Source organism: Thermincola sp. GK-1 (genome assembly GCF_059412445.1).
In genome coordinates this window covers 72,072-91,325 of sequence record NZ_JBSQAT010000007.1, presented here as the reverse complement: position 1 = coordinate 91,325, position 19,254 = coordinate 72,072, and the positions used below count along the sequence as shown (strand labels likewise).

Below are 19,254 nucleotides of genomic sequence, written 5' to 3'. Positions count from 1 at the left end.
TTGAAATCAGCAATATTCGTTAATGGTAAACCGGTGGTCATGTTTGATTGGCAAAATGGTGTCGTAAAAACTACGGTAGGGACTGTCCCTTTAGACTATAAAGGGCAGGAAAAAGAGCGCGAAGTAGCCAGCCATGATTAATTGAAAAGCAAACAGGACATCCAGGAAGAGGAATAGACGTTAACCATTACCGATTTGACAATTCGGGAAATTATGGTATAATGGAGGCGTAGCCTACACACTAAACCCGCCTTTGATTAACAGGGCGGGTTAGTTTTTTGCTTTTTAAATTGTTTAGTTTGTTTCTAATTGGACAAATTAACTTTTTGATTAAGAGCCAACGGGCTCTTTTATTTTTACCTCTATACTAAATATTTATTAGTGAATAGAAGGCGATATTATTGGGTTGTATCGTTATTTGTAAGAATTGCGGTTATGAATTCTTCATCAGCGATTACGATGAAGAACGTTGTATACTGTGTAAGCAGTGTCTGGAAGAGCAGAAGAAACATAAATCGGCTCCCGGAGGTGGGGGATGATGTAGTGGCCAGACAAAGAAGTCCATTGAGGGAAAAAGCGTTTGAAATATGGGTATTGAGCGACGGGCGGAAGCCGCTATTCGAAATAGCAACAGAGCTGGGCGTGAAGGACACCCAGATCCGGAAATGGAAGAGCCAGGACCGATGGGACGAAAAGTTACACGGCAGCAAAAAAGTAACGTTACCAAAAAAGAAAAGTAACGTTACTAATAAAAAGGTTAAATCAAGGGAACCATCGGATCAATTCAAAGAGGATGATATTTCTTCTAATCTCACCGAAAAGCAACGTTTATTCTGTCTATATTACATCAAAAGTTTCAATGCAACAATGTCGGCAATTAAAGCCGGTTATTCTAAGGATAGCGCCCATGTTGAAGGTTGCCGCCTGCTAAAAAATGATAAAATTCGCGCAGAAATCCGCAGGCTTAAGGGCATTATACAGGAAGAGCTCTTTTTTGATGCAGTGGATATCCTCAAGGTCTATATGAAGATAGCCTTTGGAGACATTACTGATTATGTAGAGTTTGGCCAAAAAGATGTGCCCGTTATTACCATGTTCGGCCCCGCTAAGGATGAAAACGGGAACCAGCTTACCCAAACTGTCAATTACATTAATCTAAAACCCAGTAGACAAATTGACGGTACTCTTATCAGCGAAGTTAAGCAAGGCCGGGACGGAGTAAGTATTAAGCTCCACGATAAAATGAAGGCCTTGGAGAAACTGGAGAAATATCTGGATCTGTTACCTGATAAGCATAAACGCCGGATAGAGGAAGAACGGCTTAAACTTGAACGTGAAAAGTTTGAGTATGAGAAATCATTAGACGGCGCCCAGGAAGGTAATAAGGTTTACATTATAGATACCACCATAAAGAAACCGGAGCTGCCGGCTGAGGCTGGTGACACAGAATGAACCAACCGGTCAATGTTCTAAGAATCAACATCTTCGAAAACTACCAGCCTCACTTAAAGCAATGGGAATTTCATGAATCAAAAGCAAGGTTTAAAAACCTCATTGCCGGCAGGCGGAGCGGCAAGACGTTCGGAGCCGGCAGGGAGTTTATCAAACGTATCCTCGAAGATTACGGGAATACTCCCAGGGAAGTAATTGAGGCTTACCTAGATAAACGCAAAAAGGAAAACGAGCGATATCGGAAACAAAAAAAACGCAACCGGAAGAAGAAAAACGTTAAACCGCTGCTCCATTACTGGGCTGTTGCCCCTGACTATAACCTCTCTAAGATTCAACAGCGTGAAGTTTTTGAAGTTCTTGAGGATTACGAAGAGGAGCTTGGTTTTCTATGGTCAGAGAGTGATAAGACTCTCTGGCTTATGGGTTGCGTTCTTATTGAATTTAAATCTGGGGATAATCCCAAAAAGTTGGTTGGTACCGGCTTAAACGGGATATGGATAGATGAGACCGCAAGATTAAAGCCGGAAGTATGGTCCGGGAACTTGCGGATGACTCTATCTGATAAAAGAGGATGGGGTATTTTTTCAACCACTCCTCTCGGGAAAAATTGGTATTACGAAGAGATATACCGGTTTGGTGACATTGTTGATGAGCTTTACAACCAAGAGTATGAAAACTTCCATTTTACCACCCTGGATAATACTACGATTCCTTTTCTTGCTGAAGAGGTTGAACAAGCCAGGAAAACACTCCCGCGAAGGTACTTTGAACGTGAGTATATGGCCAGTCTGGAGAGTTTCCACGGCCAAGTGTACGATGAGTTCTCTCGAAAAACCCATGTAATCAAAGATAGTCAAATACCTTATGATCAATTTGTTACTGTTATCGGCGGCAAGGACTGGAACTTTGCGAAACCTGGCGCAACCATTTTAATTGGAGTTACCAAAAAAGGTGATTTTTACGCCTTCCATGAGGAATATAAAGCTGGCCGACTGATAAATAGCAATGACCCTAGCGCCGAAACCTGGGTTAAAATTGATAAGGCACTATACAAAAAATATAAAGTCAGTACTTTTTATGCTGATCCCAGTGAACCGCAAAATATTGCAGATTACAGGCAGAATAAGATCCCAATCCGGAAGGCCAACAATGATGTCCATGCCGGGATACAAACAGTAGCAACTCTTTTTCATGTAAACGAGGATACAGGAAGGCCTCGTTTATTTATTTCGGAGCGGTTAATCAACCTTATAAAAGAAATTGAAGGCTACAAATGGAAGGAAAACCGGGAAGGCATTTTCCGGGAAGAACCGGACAAGGACAGATGCCCCGATCATTTGCTTGATGCGCTCAGATATGCGCTTCATACTTACATTAAATCAAAAGAAGCTGTAACTACCACCTACCGTTCAGGAATGAGGTGATGATATTGGCCAAAAAACGAGACCTGACTTCTTTTCCCAAATTGGCATATAGGTTAGATGACGGAACCCAGCTTCAGTATTTGGGTGAAGAGGGCTTGAAATTAATTAATGAGTTAATTGAATTTTATGATTACTATGACGGTAAGCATTGGGTCGATGAGCAGAGGAAAGAAATTAAACCAGAAGATTTAAAAGCAGAAAACAATCTTGATTATACTCCTACAATGATTACGGCTAACCTTACCGCATGGTTTATCGATAAGCGGGCGGCGTTCATGTTTGAACGGCCCATTGGTTTAGCCTGCCCGGCTCGGCAGGAGGACCCACAAGAGGAAATTTTAAAACCTGGGTATCAGCCAAGTGAAAAGCAAAAGGCGGCTGATGTCGAAGCAGCTGCCAGGGAGCGGCTTCTGTATCAGATAATGAAGCAGAATATGATGCATGAAAAACTATTAAAAGGAGCAAAGGACCATTTCATTGGTGGTTCTGTATGTGCGAAGCTGCATTATAACGAAAACCTTGGTTTACGGATTATCTGGCGTCCAAGGCTTGAGTATTGGCCAATATACAATCCGGATGATGTTGATGTCCTTGAAAAAATTCATTTTGTAGCCTTTATCGATGATGACACTATTTGGAAGCAAACCTACTGGATGCAGGACGGTAGTTGTTGGATGGAAGAGGCCTATTATAACACGAAACTTGAGCGGGTTAAATCGATAGTTGAACCTGTAGATTTAAAGTTACCTTTTATTCCGGTGGAAATATTCCCAAATGGAGGACTAACCGGTGAAACAGAAGGTAGATCAGAAGTAAAAAAATTAAAGGATTTGAATGATGAAATAGAACGCAAGCTGAGTGATAATGCTGATAGCCTGCGTTTTGGTATGTTTGCGATTAAGGTAATCCTAAATGCTTTGCTGCCAAGTGAGGAAGATATACAGGAAGCCCTTAAACAAGGTAAAGATATAAGACTTAAGGTACAGCCTAACGCTCTATGGAATCTGCAGAGCTTTGACTCCGAAACCCCGGCCGATGCAAAAACTTTAGAAAATGAGTTCAAATATCGAGAAGCTTTGAAAGAACATCTTGAAATACTCCTTAAAATTATGCACCAAATGGCAAGTGTGCCGAACATAGCACCGGAACAAATTAAAGGTATGGGACAGTTAAGTGGTTTTGCTATTAAGCTTTTGTACGGAGTTATCATTAGTGCAACGAATCAAAGTATGATAGTTTGGAAGCCAAGGCTTCAGCGACTTTTCGGTAAAGCATTGTATATGCTTAATAAGTATGATACCAGGAAGCATTATGACCAGGACTTGATAAGATCTGCTGGCTTAGATAATATTCTCCCTGGTGAAATTGATGAACTGGTAGAAGTTAAGACCCAGATGCCAATACCGGAAAATGAGGCAGAAATTGTTGAACTGGAAACCAAGAAAGTAGTTACTTTAATCCAAAGTCTAAAAGGAGCTATGGATGCTCTCGGTATAGAAAACCCTGAGCAAAAACTGGCCGAAATACTTACAGAAAAGAAACTTTTAAGAGAGGCTCTTGGCGGTGAACCTGGTCCCGTTGAAGACAAGTACGATGATAATAGTGGGAGCGGTGAAGAATGAGCCTGCCGGATGACCTGTTAAAATTTCTTGAACAGTTAAAAATAAAGCGTGAAGCCAGGGCTAATAAATTAGCCCGAAAGTTAATTGAAATCTATGAAGAGGCGCGAAAGAGCCTCTATATTCGATTTATTGAAGCTCAGGGCAATACCAATGCTTTGAAGCTTGAGTACCTTGAAGGGATAATACTTGATATTGAACGGCAGCTTAAGTATTATACCAATCTAACCGTTCAAGCAAGGAATCAGGCAATTGAAGATGCTTATACAATAGGGCAGGAAGTTATTTCGGAAATGCTGGTAGTCGGCTTAGACAATGAATTAGCTTCCAAGGTTCAAAGTTTAATTCCAGGTAAACTGAGTGGAGGTGGGTTAAAGGCATCTGTTACTGGGGGAGTTGGTTTTGTTAATCGTGAAATGATAGAAGTTCTGGTCGGAAACGTGTTGCAACTGGCAGGGAAGGTTGAGACGGACATATTGTTCAAAATTCGAATGGAGCTAACCCGGGGCGCTGTGGCGGGTGAGAGTATTCCAAAAATAGCAAAGCGCATTTTTGGGACGGGATTAACTACCGATGGTTTAAAGAAACCGATGGATTTAAAAACTAGGTGCGAACTCATTGCTCGGACTGAAATTATCAGGGCAAGTTCTGCCGGTTATCTTGATTTTGCTGATAATGTCCAAGAAGTAATCGGTGAGGAAATATTCCATGCTTGGATTACTGCTGGAGACAGCCGGGTTGACCCACCATGCCCTGACTTGGCAAAAGGGACACATCCCGGTTATCAAAGTGTCCCTGGAATGCCCGGTGTTTATCGGAGAACAAATTTGCCGATACCCACCATTACCAGTCATCCGCGCTGCAGGTGTAGGTTGGTGCCGGTACTTAGGTCATGGATAAAGTCAGGAGCACTTAATCTTCGAGAGTTGAGGGGGAGAGCAGCGTGAAAGTTGCTATTGGATTAAATAGACAAATTAGAAATAAGAGCCCAGGATTCAAGAATGAATCTTAGGGCTTTATGTTTGTTCTTTTGACCACACGCTCATGTCATTAAACTGTGCGGGATGTCCAAACGGGATGACATTAAACTCAGCCGGGCCCGCCAACGGAGGCGGGGTACAAATACCGGGAAGAAAGGATGGTTTTATGTTCTGGAAAACTTTATTTGGTTTGCCTTTTAGGGACCGCTTCGATTTTGCTACTATGCACGGTTGTTACGAAAGTGACGGCGGCGCTGGAAGTGGCGGAGCCGGAGCCGGCACCGGGAACACCGGGAACAATGGAGGCGGTAACGGAGGCGGTTGTAATGGTGGTAATGGGGGCAATGGAGGTAATGGCGGATCCCAGCCTATTACTTTTCAGGATGAAGCTTCTTTAATGCGCCGGTTAGACCGTCACTGGGAGAGCAAAAATGAAGAGTTGGCGAAGACTTTGGGTTTTGAATCATTCAAAGCTATGCAGGAAGCAGCAAAGGCCAAAAAAGAAGCTGACAAACAGGCTATGACCGAGGCTGAGCGCTTGAAGGCTGAAAAGGAAGAATCGGAACGCAAAGCCAGAGAAGCTGAAGAACGGGCGAATAAGATTCTCATTGACACAAAAATTGAGGTTTTGGCTGCACAGATGGGATTTATTAAGCCTGAACAGGTTGTAGCTCTCTTAGACCGCAGCAATATCAAAATCGAAAATGGGCAGGTAACCGGAGTTAAGGAAGCTGTGGAGGCTTTTGCCAAGGACAATCCTCATATGATTGGTGAACAAAAGCCTGGCGGAACTCCAGGGAGTACCGGGAACGGTGGCCGCCAAGGCGGAGGCACCACGGAAAAGGGTACATTCGGAAAAGAACTTGCGGAGAAACGGGCTCAGGCTGCCAAAAATTCTGCGCAAGCTCAGAGTAATTATTTTAGTTAAAAAATTGAAAAGGAGGATGAGTAGATTATGAAATTTGTTAAAACTGATTATTTGGGAACTAAAGAAATTCTGGCGATTCCTGATCATTATGTCGCATTTCCAGTCATGGTTAGCGATGCCGGAGTAGTGGCTAACGCTGACGGGAAAAAAATTGTTCCCGCTGGGACCCCTGTCGGAGGTATTGGTGGATCCGTTCTCGATGACCCTAACAAGAATGTTGAGAAAAAGAACACTCAGGGTGCGGCTTCGGGTGTAGCTGGTGCCGGCGTGGATGCTGAAGGCATCTTGCATAGGGACGTTGACGTTACCTATGGTCCTGCCGCTGGGTCTATGATTGTTCACGGCTTTATCGATAGCAATAAGCTGCCGGAAGCTATCTGTGCTGATGCTAAAGCGGCTCTCAATGGCCGCATCATATTCAGGGCCAACTAATTTAAATGGAGAGGAGAGTGAGTCAACATGAATATTTTTGACCTCATTAATGCGAAAGAAATTGCGACTTATTACACTACTAATGCTTCTGAGAAAATTCCCCCTCTTGGAGCAACACTGTTTCCCGCAAAGAAACAGTTGGGCCTAAATCTTTCCTGGATTAAGGGGAGCCAAGGCCTGCCGGTAGCACTCAAACCTGCCGCCTTTGATACCAAGGCACCGATTCGCGACAGGATTGGCGTCACCAAGGTAGAAACTGAGATGCCGTTCTTCCGTGAGTCTATGAGAATTGGCGAAACTGACAGGCAGCAGTTGAACATGGTTCTTCAATCTGGCAACCGTGCTATGCTTGAGCCAATCATCAACAAGATTTTTGATGACGTTTCTAACCTTGTTGACGGCGCCGATGTTCAACCTGAACGCATGATCATGCAACTGCTGTCTACCGGTATGATTGCTATTACTGCCAACGGAATTGATTATAACTACGATTATGGCTTGGCTGGTGAACAAAAAGAAACTCTGTTGAATACTGCAAGGTGGAGTGATACTGTAAACTCTAGCCCAATTTCCGACATTCAGCGCTGGCAACAGAACAGGGAGCAGGCTACTGGTACCAAGCCAACTCGTGCTATCTGTACAACCAAGACATGGAACTACCTCTTGATGAACCAAAGTATTAAGCAGGATATGAACATACTTAACGGTGAGAAGATCATTCTTACCGATACCATGTTAAAGCAGTACTTAATTGCTAAATGCGGCCTAAGCGTTGCTGTCTATGACAAGAAGTTCAAAGATGAGAGCGGAGTAACTAGAAATTATTTCCCGGATGATGTATTCACTCTCATCCCGGAAGGAGCCCTGGGTAGCACTTATTACGGTACCACCCCTGAAGAGTCAGACCTGATGGCCGGTAACACCGATGCCGATGTGGAAATAGTAAACACTGGGGTTGCTATTACTACCTACAAAGAACCACATCCGGTGAACGTGGTAACTGTGGTTTCTGAAATTGTACTTCCCAGTTTTGAGCGCATCGATGAGATTTTCATTGCAACTGTTCATTCTTAATTGTTGTTAGTGGTTTGGGGGCTGCACTTTAAGCGGCCCCCGGCTAGTTATTAAAAAGGAGGACAAGGTTTATGGTGAAGAAAAAGATGATACACGTTAAGGCGAAATCACCCGTCAAGTACAACGATACGCCTTATGGTATCGGGGATATATTTAAAATCGATGAAGATACGTATGAAACTCATAAAGATTTATTTGAGCTTTACGACCCTAATATTGATGTAGAAGCAGACAAAGCGCAGAAAACACTTGAGGGCCAAGACGATGGTGAAACCGAATTAACGTAACAGTAAATCGATAAATCGGAATAATTAAGGGAAGGATGGTATTCCTTCTCTTGCTTATTCTGATTTGCAAGAAGGGGTGATGCCCTTTGCGGGAGATAACAGAGAAACGCACTAAACATAGCAAAACATTTGATTTGGGTAATGGACAGAAAAGAACAATTGTTCAAAAAGGACTTCATTACTTTGACGGTCAGACATTTCAGGACTTCAACAGCAATTGGGAGTATGACAATACTCCCGACAATAAAGGTATAACATTTGGGCATAAGATAAAAAGGGCTGACCACAACCTAAGATTGTATACTAAGGACCAGAAAAAAGCTATAAAAATAGGCTTTGCCAAAGGGGTATACGTTGAATACGACCTGCCCGATATTGCTCCTGGTGTTAGCGGCAATACAATAACTTTTGCCAATGCTTGGCAATACTGTGACTTAAAGTATATCAATACTCCCGAAGGAGTCAAAGGAGATATAGTGCTGAAACAACCCGGCCACCCGATGAGTTTCAGTTTCCCGATTACATTGGTTGGTTGTACTGTACAACAGGAAGGCAATGCACTTATTTTCTACCGCAACGGCGTTCCTGTGGGCCGTGTCCCTGCACCGTATGCCCAAGATGCCGCGGGCAACCGTGGCCCGGTAACGCTAACTTATGACGGACAGAGCGTTACTTTTACGCCAGATGCCGCGTGGTTACAGAATGCAACTTACCCGATAGTAATTGACCCTACCACCACCTTGCAGCCGGACGGAGCGGCGGGGATAGATACGCATGTTCGGCAAAGCAACTTCGCAGGCAACTATGGTGCAAATGTTTACCTTATTGTCGGTACTAACGGCACAAACTACGTTTACCGTAGCCTTGTAAAATTCGCTGATTTATCTGTTGTAGCCGAAAAAACAATTACAGGCGGGTACATAGAAGTAAATAAAGCCGCTTCACAAGGCACCCCTATTGTTCAGGTAAACAAGATAACTTCCGCATGGGACGAAATGACTGTAACGTGGGGTACAAAACCAACATTTGATGCGACAGTATTGTCTCAGAATCAGATATCTTCGTCAGTATCAACATACACCTTCACACTTCCCGCAGATTTACTGACCAGTTGGCGAGACAACCCCGGCACAAATTACGGCATATATTTAAAGCCAACAGCGACCGATGAATCGAGTTATCCGAGTAACAATTATGTTCAGTTCTATTCTTCTGACTACACCGACCCAACTTTGCGGCCAAAACTGGTGATAGACTGGACTGAACCGACAGGAACAGTTAACGCTTCCGTATTCGGTCCCATTAATGCTTTAGGAAGGAGGTTGATAAGTTGATATATTTAGGAGAATTTAAAGCTGGCGAAGTGGTCCCGTACGCTGAAACGTTTCATAATGACCAGGGTTCGGTGGAAGATCCTGTATCTCCTACTGTAAAAATACGCAATCAAGACGGCACATGGACGGCCCTAACTGCTCCGGGGAAATTAGACAATACCACAGGGTTATATGGTGGCACTATTAATACGGTGGGTTTAGGACCGGGGCTATATTTAGTTTCCATGCGTGGCACAGTATCAACGTCAAAGATAGTTGGTACGGTTTTTTGTTTTAGAATAAAGGAAAATACTGAAAAAGATGTATTAGACCGCCTTGGTACTCCAACAGGAGCCAGCATAGCGGCAGACCTAGCTACCAAGGCCAGCCAAGATACCGCTGATGCTATTTCTGCCTATGTAGATACTCTTGAAACTAATATGGCTACTGTCCAGAATGACTTAACTTTACTAAAAGCTTACACAGATACATTGGAAAGTGCTGTTCAGGCTATACAGGCCAATTTAGGTGACCCATCAGTTGATGCCACTACTCTTTATACAGCAATTAAAGGATTTGTAGATGAACTGGAAAATAGACTCACAGCGGCGAGAGCAAATTATCTTGACAAATTACCTGTTATTGAGGGTTATGTTGACCAGATTAAAGCTAAAACAGATAACCTTCCTACAGATCCTGCAAGTAACACCGAAGTTAATACATTACCTGACAAAGTATGGACACGAAACGTCCGGCAACTAACTTCAGCGCTAACGGATGAAGCCACGCCAAGAGATATGGCTGCAACCAGTACTGGCGTGGAGTTGACTGAGGTAAATGCTAAACTGGATGCACTCCAGGCCGATACGGGGGATCCATCGGCAGAAGGCACTACTTTGCTACAAAAAATCAAAGAACTTGGGCCGGGATCCGGCACTATTAGAATTACTGGAACGCAGTTAGACATGAAAGTACTGTCAGGTGGGATTCCGGTAGAGGGGGCGCGGGTTTCAGCTTATCTTACTGGCAGCAACAAGCTTAAAGGTGTGAATTATACGGATGCTGCTGGCGATTGGTATTTAGATTTAGATCCGGGCGCATATATACTGAAGTTTGAGTTTAACGGTAACGTAGCAACAAGAGAGGTGGTGGTGTAAATGCCAATTGATTTAACACCAACAGAACCATATATTGAGCCGGGACTAACAGGGAGGTTAAGGCAGAAGCTAAAAGATATTAATCTTGATATCACCCAAAGAGCGTTTTCAACTGAGGAACTTAATCAGGCTATCACTGATGCTTTAGCTAGCCACGGTGCAACATTAGATAATCTGCCTGCTAATGAGGAATATTTAATTCTCTTATTGGCCAGGGCAGATTGTCTTGAAATCTTGGCTACTGATTCAGCAAAATTTTTTAAATTTAATGTGGGCAGGGATGCTGAAGGCGTAGATAAGTCAATGGTCTGCAAAAATTATATCGAAACAGCCAAGGCGTTAAGAGAGCAATATCGACAGGCAGTAAGAGCAAGGAGACGTTCCAGAATGTCCACGGTTTTGCCATACCGGGGGTGATATAAGTGCTATCAGCAAATGATGTTGATTTTATGAAATCGTGCCTTGAGGAGATACGGGCAAACGGCCAAACATTCACATATAAAGTGTACCAGTTTACTATTAAAGGTGATAAAGCCCGGGGGGTGCCGGATAAAAATGTTTATACTGACGTAGAAATGACTGGTTCAGTGACAGAGTTGAGTTTGGAATTTATTCAGGCAAGCGGCGGGATATATAAGGCAGGGGATAAGTCATTTGTAGTTGACCTACCTGTTGTAAGTTCTAAGGACCGCATAGTCTGTGATCTAGAATGGTTTCAGCCAAGAGATATAAAGAGGGTTTTTTTAGGCAGTCACCTTGGATGGTTGGTAAAAGGCACGAAATTACCGGCGGAGGAATAGATCATGGCAAAGTTTTTAGATATAAAATTTGAGGGGACGAAAGAAGTCTTAGCCTTAATAGAACAAAAACGGCGCCTGCTTTATGTAAATGCACAATCAGCAGTAGCCTCAGCTGTTCTTTACGGGATACATATCATTGCTATTGACTGCCCCGTTGATACTGGTCGGGCAAGGGCATCGATAGGAGGGAATTTTCTTGATGCGGCCGGCGTAGATTTACCAGATGTAAAACCTGAAGCTGCTCAGGGTAAATTGGAGAGCAGTACGTTTCTCAAAGGTCTTGAAGGCCGTATTGGGTCGAATGTAGATTATATCATTTATATTGAGTATGGTCATCAGATACCAATGAGGCTTACTAAAAAGCAACTGGCTTATTTATTTGCTTCGGGAATATTGGACGGTAAGAGCAGGTCTAAAATAATTCATGCCAGGATAAACCGTAGAGCTGGTGTTAAGTTTCGGGTAAAAGGAAAAGGCATGTTCAGAAAAAACATACCTAAGATTCAAAAACACTTCTTTGAAATGATGGAGCTGGCTGTTAAGCTTACTTCTGAAGGGAAACGGATGACTGACTATTTTGCACTACAAAATCTTTCATAAAAGTGAAGAAAGGGTGATGCTTTTGGAAAACACCGTAATTTCGTTTAATAAAGAACTTGAGGCTAATTACGCAACGTTTCTGCTACCGTCCAAGGATAATATGGGTTTCGAAGAACAGTCCCCAGAGGAGCTTGTTTCTCCCTTCTTGGCTGCTTACGATTTGAAAAGCAATAACAGTGCGCGCTCCCCCACTATTAACCAGCGAAAAAGTAAAGGCCTATGTATTATTCAAATAGATATCTTTGCGAAGGATGAACAGTCCCTGTCTGGCCGAATGATGTGCCTGAAGATACGAGATGCAATATTTAACCACTTTGGCCAAGAGTTTGGGAGAGTGATTACCAGGAAGGACTGGACAGACCCGGATAACCCGGTTGAAGCGGGAAGCATTAAAGTTTTGTACCAAGGCGATGAGCCGTTCATTCTCGACAATGGCTGGCATGCCAGAAGCATGACGTACCATCTTGAATGGGAAAAACCTATTTAAGCCCACAAAGGGCTTTTTATTTTTGAAAGGAGGAATGACAGAAAATGGCGGTTTGGAAACAGAAGTGCGCGTGTGGAAAATTTGAGTTCGTATTTGGGGAAAAACCAACAAGAGAAATTGAAGTTAAGTGTCCCAAATGCGGCAAAGAAACTAAGATTGACCCGGCCAAACTAACCGAGGTCAAAGGAAAAGGAGGGGATAATTAATGCCTGGCGTACTGAGTGTAAAAGATAGTGACTTTACAATTATTGCCACCGCATCATTGTACCAACAAATTGAGGACGTGCAAAAGTTCGGGTATGACCCCAAGGGGGAAATTAAAGAGTATGATGGTGGATTCGGATTTGAAGGAACGAAGTATGTTTCGGCAATCTACAAGAACTGCGAAGGTAGTTTCTCTGTGCAAAACACAGCTGCCCAAAAAACGATTCTTGCTTTACTTCAGCACGTAGACCCTGCCAACTATGTAGGTTTCCACCTGAAGAACGCTAAAACAGTGTATATTGTTGCACATGCTCGAGATGACCTTGGTCAATTGATCACCTCCAGTTTTGTTGAGGGCTTAAGGATATCCCAAAAGCCTACCAACTATGATGACGGCGAACAGCAAATAAACTTCACTGCCCCATCGGGTATGGATTTGGCCAAAGAAATTGCAATAGAAACATTCGACGGTGCCGCAACGCCGGTTACCACGCTAACATTATCCGAAACCGCAGTAGCAGATCCTTTAGGACGGAATGTTATGCTAGTACTTAAGGACACTGCAAATATCAAAGGTGCAAAGCTGTTCGAAGGCACAGATTATACTGCAACCACATCAGCGGTTACCCTTACCCAGGGATTGGCTACTGGAGAAAAAGCTTTGGTTGTTTATTTAAAAGCTGATTCCTAATAAACAACAGAGAGCAGGTTTAAAAGACGGGCCTGTCTCCTCCGCAGCAGGTCCGTCGCCTGCTTTGTTTTTTTGCAATGCGGAGGAAAATACTTTTGCGGAGGATGATTGTGATGAGCGAATTCGAAAAGAAGTTTGTTGACCAGCGGTTGACTGATATTAAGAATGGGGAATATGCCCCGATAATAGATGGATTACCTGATTTGCTTTTTGTTAAAATGGACAATAAGGTCAAAGGCATTTCTTCACGGACCTATTCCAAGGCGTTATTTCAGTATCTTGGGGAAGGTCTTAAATCAGAAGCTATGCTGCCTCAGTTGTTGAAACAAATGTGTGAGAGTGCCGGCCTTGACATAAAGGTGTTAAATAAGAAAACTGAGCTCGCGAAGAAGCTCTATGATAATTCGCCTGACGATTTACAGGGCCCCTATGACAGTCTTACAGAAGAAGAAATAGCCCAGTTGACTGAGGAAGAACGGGAAGCCAGGAATAAAGCTATAGCAGAGCGCGGAAAAAGGATAACTGAATTTCTACAAAACCTGTGGACCCAGGAAGAAAAAGAAATGTTTGACCAAATATCTCAGATTGAAGCCATGGAGCAAAACCTGAGAAATAACACTGCTGAATTTCACGCGAGGAAAGACCAGATGCTGGTTGAGTTATTACATTGCTGCAGACTGGCTTCTAATCCGCAGAAACCTTATTTTACTTCTATTGATGAAATTGCAGAACTGGATAATACCAACCGGCAGGCGTTGGTTCAACTGCTGATTAAGTGGCGCCAGTTTAAAGAAGGACGGCTGCCCGAATACTTTTGTACCAATAGTGCTACACAGCCGGGATTGGGCGGAAATATGGAAGGCGCAAAAGGTTAATATCTTCGGCTTGGTAGTTTCTGAGTACTCACCCGACCAGTTGAGCCTTATAAATATTACTCGTGAATATAACAGCATTTTCCGGTCGATTGCAAGGCAGGCGTGTACCAGATGCGAACAACGGAAAGATGGGTGTGCTGATACATGTCCGAACTGGCCTAAGCCGGAAATACAGGAAAACTACTATTGGCTACGCAAATGGTGGAATAAGTGGAAACCACGGGAGCGGAAGAAGTATAGTTGTGGATGGGGATAAAAAAGGGGCCGCTTATTTGGCCCCAATATGTGGGCTTATTTAGATATAAATTGCTTCAGCTTAGGATAAACATTCATTACATTTGGGCCAGTAAAAAAGAGGTCGTAGGTTGTACCAGAATCGTTCCATGTTAACTGTATCAGGCTAGAATCTTTAGGAACGTTCCCTGATAGCGCAGCTCCCGCCATTGCTCCTAATGGACCGGCTAATATGGCGCCGACAACAGCACCACCCGCAGCACTACTTACTGAAGTGCTGGGGATAAGCTTAACTTCTGAAATATTACTTTTGAGTAGGGTTAGCTTATCAATAAATAACCGGTCCCTGGCATCTTCTATTATTACAAACTGGGGCCCTTTAAGGTTCGGATGTCCGCCCAAGTATTGAAGTTCGATGCGAATATCTTCGTTTGCATAATGGTCGTGAGTTCTTAACATCAGATACCCGATTAAAAGGCAGACTAAAAGAATAATAATTGCAGTTGTCACTAAAATACACCTCCTATAATTACCACTTTCAACCAAATTACAAAAAATCCTGCTATATCATATGCAGGTTTTTTCTTTTTATGTAGGCGCCCGTCGGCCGCGGGGGAGGGTAGCTCAGCCCTCCAGCCTACATTTTTTATGAGCGCAGCACTGTGAGCAGGTGCTTTCATCTTGAAAGGGGTGAAAGCCGTTGCCAAATGACGTAATTGGTATATCTATAAAAGCTTTTGAAGAGTATGAAGCTGCATTTAACCGATTCAAAAGAACTGTCCAGGGTCTGGTCTCTGATGAACAAAAGCTGCAGCAACAAACAGACCAATTGAACAAATCAGCAGAGCAATTAGAAAATCAGATGAAGGAAAATGCCAGGGCGGCAAATACCATGGGAGACGCCGTCGATGAATTATTGGGCATCCTTGGTCAGGTAGGTATATTATATGCTTTCAGCCAAGGATTACAGCAAATGATTACCGTTGGTGCCGATTTAGAAACACAGCTAACCAAAGTAGCAGCTGTCACCAATGAGTCCGTAAATACATTTCAAAATTTTATTTTTAGCAATTCTGGTAGTCTTTTTAATCCCTCCGAACAAGCCCAAGCCATGATTGAATTAGGCGCTGCCGGTCTACAAAGTGCCGATATGTTAAAGGCATTGCCAGAAGTTTTGGATCTGGCAACTGCCGGACTTGTTAATTTGGAGCAGGCAACGACTCCTGTTCTTAACGTACTTAAGACATTTGAAGAACCTGTTGAAAATACACGGCAAATAGTTGATGCCTTTGTAGAAGCGGCTAACAGGTCCGCATTGCAGGTAGAGGACCTTAGTTTGTCTATGGCAATGTCATCGGCTGCAGCAAGGTTGGCCGGAATGGACTACCGCGAACTAATAACCATCCTGATGATCCTGCGTGATGCAGGGCTGCAGGCATCGGATGCTGGTACATCAGTAAAATCTGCTTTACTGGCTATGATGAATCCGTCCAAAGAAGCTGTTGAGTATATGGACCAACTGGGCATTAAAATTTATGATGCCCAGGGCAATATGAAGGACTGGGCGGATATTATAGCCGAGTTCGAGCGAGGTTTGGCCGGTCTAACGGAAAAAGAAAAGAACCTTGTCTTGTCTACTGTGGCCGGTTCTGATGGTATCAGGGCATTGTCTCTAAGTATGAACCGGGGAAGCGAATTCATTAGACAAACTACACAGGAATTGATGAATGCAGACGGTGCTGCCCGGGAAGTTGCGGCAACCATGGAGCAGACTTTTGATGCAACCCTGCGTAAAACAACCAACAATTTACAACTTTTGGCTGCTACGGTTTTTAATGATGTAGAACCTGCTTTAACATCACTGCTGGGTGGCATCAATGATTTTGTTGAAGTTATAACGCAAATGGATGGAGAGACAAGAAAATTAATAGAACAGCTTATTGGTACGGTCGGTCTCGTTGCAGCCTTAACTGTTGTTATTAATGCGGTAAAAAAACTTAGTTTAGCTTTTAGGGCATTGTTTATCGAAATGGGGCCAGTTGGATGGGCTATTTTAGCAATATCAGCAGTAGGCGCCGCTGTTTTGTCTGCAGCAGGGGATATCGAAGAGGCGAAGCGAAAGCAGGAAGAACTCAACAAAGAAACCGAAGAGTATAACCGTATAAAAAGGGAAGGCATTGATCCAAGCCAGATCGATGCAAAAAAAGAAGAAATAAGTCTACTAGATGAGGAAATAGAAAAGTTAAGGCAATTAAAAGCTGAAAAAGAATCGGTTGTAGATAAAATAAGCAATGAAACCGGCAGTAACATGGTAGCCGGAATGGAAGTTGCTAAGGCCAAAAGGGAGATTGAAGAACTTAACAGACAGCTTGATGACTTGACCAATAAACGAAAAATACTTAATGATGCTATCAGAGAGGCTGAAGCTTTAGATGTTAAGTCAATATCCACAATGGCGCAGCAGGCTGCTCAGCAAAAGCTGGAAGCTCAACAGCTATCGCGGCTTGCTGATACTTATTTTGAATTATCTAAGAAGCAAAAGCTAACTGCCGATGAAAAGCAAAGACTTGAAGAAGCTACCCAAAAACTCGCTGCAACTTACCCTCAAATAAGAGTAGAGGTAGACGAAAATGGCCGGGTATTAAAAATCAATGAAAATATATTAAGAGACCAAATTAAAGTCACAAACGATTTGGCTAATGCCCAACAAAAGAAAGCCATTGCAGCCATGCAGGCATCTGCAGCAGAAACAAATAAGATTATAAATGATGCCATTAGGCGAATGCAGGCTTTAAAAGAAGAAATGGCGTTGCATGAAAGAGTTGCTAACAGAAATGCTGAAATGGCTAAAACTTTTGGTTTAACATACTACTCTGCATTGGACCCTGCCAATCAGCTATTGCAGAAAGCAAAGGAGCAGTATCAGGTTGAAAAAGACAAGGTAGGTGCGGCCAGGGAAGCCCAAAAGATTATTGACCAGCAAATCAAATCAGTTGAAAAACTCAAAGTTACTTCCGGGAGTGTACCCAAAAGCCTTAATTTAAGCGGTGGCTCTAAAACAAGTCGCAGCTCATCCACATCCAAATCCACTGGCCCCGACCCGTTTACCGAGGCCATGAACCTGTTCAACTACCAAAAAGAACTCAGCGACATGTCTACTGAGCAGCAAATAGCCAACCTAAAAAAAATTCGTGATGCATTTATTAAAAACGGTAAATGGACCCTTGAACAGCATAGGCAAATTGATGTCCAGATAGTCCAACTGCAACGTCAGCGGATGCAGGAGCAGTTAAACTACTCTAAGACGTGGATAGAGACACAAAAAGCTCTTAATAAGCTATCCACAGAGGATGAAATAGCTGCTTGGCAGCGAGTTAAAGCTAAATACAAGCTCACACGGGAAGAAATGATGCAGATAGATGTTACCATCTATCAGCTGCAGGAACAGGCCCGTAAAGAGCAAGTAGACAAAGCCAAGGCGTGGATAGAAGAACAGGTATTTTACGAGCGTATGTCAGTGTCAGACCAGATTGCTGCGTGGCAAAGTCTTAAGTCTAGTTATAAACTGACCGCAGAAGAAATCAAAGAAATTGACCGGACTATCTTTTCACTTAGAAAAGAGTTGCTTAATGATTATATATCAGACCTGCGCGAAGCTTATTCTAAGGAACGTGATGCTAAACTTGAGGCCTTGAAGGAAGAAGAGGAGGCAGAACTTGATTCCCTGGAACGTCGGCGCAAGGAGTACGAAAAAGAGCATCGTGCAAGGCTGGAACAGTTAGAAGAAGAAACCAATGCACAGATTAAAGCTCTTCAAGATCAGATTAAAGCTATTGAAGAGCAGGGCAGACAGGAAGACCAGGCCAAAAAAGAAGAGGACCGTAACAAACGGTTACTGGAGCTGCAGGCAGAGTATGAGAAGTATAAAAATGCCACATCGGTGGCCGGAAAAGAAAAATTAGCTGACATCGAAAAAGAAATAGCCGATATTCAGTGGGAGATACAAAAGGAAGCTAACGAACGGGCTCGTCAGGAGCAAATTGATGCGCTACAGAGTGAAATAGACCGTATAAAGGAACAGGCCGAAGAGAAGAAAAAGCAGTGGCAGGAAGAATATGAGGCCCGGTTAGAACATTTTGCCGAAGAACAGGAAAGTATCCGGGACCATTACGCCAGAATTGAACGGGAGACTAGGGAACATTATGAAAACCTACTTACTGAGGCTAACCTTCAAGCTGAGGCAGAAAAAGCTTTGCAACAGCAGAAACAGCAAGAAATAATCGCTATGCTGGAAGGTTTTGGGCCACAATATCTGGCCGCAGGTTCTCTTCTTGGACAGATGTTTGCTGATGGAATTATGTCACAGTATAACGCTGTTGTATCTGCTGCATCCATGCTGGCGAGTGCGGCAAGTGATTACTTAGAACTGCATTCACCAGCAAAAAAGGGGCCACTGTCTACTTTGGACGAATGGTGGAAACCAATGGGTCAAATGCTGGCTGGAGGATTGGACAAAGGACCAGTTGAGTCAGCGGCGAGCTCTATGGCGGGGACCGCGGTTGCAGGTACAGCCGGCAGCTTTACAATAGAGATTAATATTAAAGAGTTCTACGGAACAAAGGAAAACATTGACGATTTTAGCGCAGGACTAAAACGGACCTTTGACTTTAGCAGAAGAGCAAGAGGGGGTCGGTAGT

21 protein-coding genes are annotated in these 19,254 nt (G+C 43.3%); 20 read left to right on the top strand and 1 reads right to left on the bottom strand.

The window, feature by feature from the left end; all coding sequences use genetic code 11:
* The 19 genes from ACSNJE_RS08595 to ACSNJE_RS08505 all read left to right on the top strand — a co-directional run bounded on the left by ACSNJE_RS08595 (position 1) and on the right by ACSNJE_RS08505 (position 14,323).
* Entirely contained in the window at positions 1–141 is a 141-nt protein-coding gene (locus ACSNJE_RS08595) for a hypothetical protein (protein ID WP_495252482.1), read from the top strand.
* Positions 142–401: 260 nt separating this feature from the next.
* Positions 402–539, top strand: coding sequence for a hypothetical protein (locus tag ACSNJE_RS08590; protein ID WP_495252481.1), 138 nt, complete (start codon positions 402–404; stop codon positions 537–539).
* A gap of 4 nt (positions 540–543) precedes the next feature.
* Positions 544–1,452 (top strand): terminase small subunit, encoded by a 909-nt coding sequence (locus ACSNJE_RS08585; protein WP_495252480.1) that lies wholly within the window; start codon positions 544–546, stop codon positions 1,450–1,452.
* Positions 1,449–2,876, top strand: coding sequence for a terminase large subunit domain-containing protein (locus ACSNJE_RS08580; RefSeq protein ID WP_495252479.1), 1,428 nt, complete (start codon positions 1,449–1,451; stop codon positions 2,874–2,876). Before ACSNJE_RS08585 ends, ACSNJE_RS08580 begins: the two co-directional genes overlap by 4 nt.
* A 95-nt stretch (positions 2,877–2,971) precedes the next feature.
* A complete protein-coding gene (locus tag ACSNJE_RS08575) occupies positions 2,972–4,498 on the top strand; it encodes a phage portal protein (protein ID WP_495252478.1) in 1,527 nt (508 codons plus the stop codon).
* Entirely contained in the window at positions 4,495–5,442 is a 948-nt protein-coding gene (locus ACSNJE_RS08570; RefSeq protein ID WP_495252477.1) for a putative phage head morphogenesis protein, read from the top strand. Before ACSNJE_RS08575 ends, ACSNJE_RS08570 begins: the two co-directional genes overlap by 4 nt.
* Before the next feature lie 130 nt (positions 5,443–5,572).
* Positions 5,573–6,403: a phage scaffolding protein gene (locus ACSNJE_RS08565; protein WP_495252476.1), complete on the top strand. Its 831-nt coding sequence runs from the start codon at positions 5,573–5,575 to the stop codon at positions 6,401–6,403.
* A 27-nt stretch (positions 6,404–6,430) separates the two neighbouring features.
* The gene (locus tag ACSNJE_RS08560; protein ID WP_495252475.1) at positions 6,431–6,835 is read left to right on the top strand and encodes a hypothetical protein; all 405 of its coding nucleotides are present in this window, start codon (positions 6,431–6,433) and stop codon (positions 6,833–6,835) included.
* Between the two features lie 27 nt (positions 6,836–6,862).
* Entirely contained in the window at positions 6,863–7,909 is a 1,047-nt protein-coding gene (locus tag ACSNJE_RS08555) for a major capsid protein (RefSeq protein ID WP_495252474.1), read from the top strand.
* Between the two features lie 71 nt (positions 7,910–7,980).
* Entirely contained in the window at positions 7,981–8,196 is a 216-nt protein-coding gene (locus tag ACSNJE_RS08550) for a DUF7210 family protein (RefSeq protein ID WP_495252473.1), read from the top strand.
* A gap of 86 nt (positions 8,197–8,282) precedes the next feature.
* The gene (locus ACSNJE_RS08545) at positions 8,283–9,530 is read left to right on the top strand and encodes a DNRLRE domain-containing protein (protein ID WP_495252472.1); all 1,248 of its coding nucleotides are present in this window, start codon (positions 8,283–8,285) and stop codon (positions 9,528–9,530) included.
* Positions 9,527–10,666 (top strand): hypothetical protein, encoded by a 1,140-nt coding sequence (locus ACSNJE_RS08540; protein WP_495252471.1) that lies wholly within the window; start codon positions 9,527–9,529, stop codon positions 10,664–10,666. Before ACSNJE_RS08545 ends, ACSNJE_RS08540 begins: the two co-directional genes overlap by 4 nt.
* A complete protein-coding gene (locus ACSNJE_RS08535; RefSeq protein ID WP_495252470.1) occupies positions 10,667–11,083 on the top strand; it encodes a hypothetical protein in 417 nt (138 codons plus the stop codon).
* A gap of 5 nt (positions 11,084–11,088) precedes the next feature.
* Positions 11,089–11,466, top strand: a complete 378-nt coding sequence (locus ACSNJE_RS08530) for a hypothetical protein (RefSeq protein ID WP_495252469.1) — start codon at positions 11,089–11,091, stop codon at positions 11,464–11,466.
* A gap of 3 nt (positions 11,467–11,469) precedes the next feature.
* Positions 11,470–12,066 (top strand): hypothetical protein, encoded by a 597-nt coding sequence (locus tag ACSNJE_RS08525; protein WP_495252468.1) that lies wholly within the window; start codon positions 11,470–11,472, stop codon positions 12,064–12,066.
* A gap of 22 nt (positions 12,067–12,088) precedes the next feature.
* Positions 12,089–12,553 carry a hypothetical protein gene (locus ACSNJE_RS08520; protein WP_495252467.1) on the top strand — a complete coding sequence of 155 codons (465 nt, stop codon included), beginning with the start codon at positions 12,089–12,091 and terminating at the stop codon, positions 12,551–12,553.
* Between the two features lie 44 nt (positions 12,554–12,597).
* Positions 12,598–12,759 (top strand): hypothetical protein, encoded by a 162-nt coding sequence (locus tag ACSNJE_RS08515; RefSeq protein WP_495252466.1) that lies wholly within the window; start codon positions 12,598–12,600, stop codon positions 12,757–12,759.
* A complete protein-coding gene (locus ACSNJE_RS08510; RefSeq protein WP_495252465.1) occupies positions 12,759–13,448 on the top strand; it encodes a hypothetical protein in 690 nt (229 codons plus the stop codon). Before ACSNJE_RS08515 ends, ACSNJE_RS08510 begins: the two co-directional genes overlap by 1 nt.
* A 95-nt stretch (positions 13,449–13,543) precedes the next feature.
* Entirely contained in the window at positions 13,544–14,323 is a 780-nt protein-coding gene (locus ACSNJE_RS08505) for a hypothetical protein (RefSeq protein ID WP_495252464.1), read from the top strand.
* A 291-nt stretch (positions 14,324–14,614) separates the two neighbouring features.
* On the opposite strand, the gene ACSNJE_RS08500 is transcribed toward ACSNJE_RS08505, so the two are convergent.
* Positions 14,615–15,067, bottom strand: coding sequence for a hypothetical protein (locus ACSNJE_RS08500; protein WP_495252463.1), 453 nt, complete (start codon positions 15,065–15,067; stop codon positions 14,615–14,617).
* A 190-nt stretch (positions 15,068–15,257) separates the two neighbouring features.
* On the opposite strand from ACSNJE_RS08500, the gene ACSNJE_RS08495 reads away from it, so the two are divergent.
* A complete protein-coding gene (locus tag ACSNJE_RS08495) occupies positions 15,258–19,253 on the top strand; it encodes a phage tail tape measure protein (RefSeq protein WP_495252462.1) in 3,996 nt (1,331 codons plus the stop codon).
* Position 19,254: the final 1 nt, after the last annotated feature.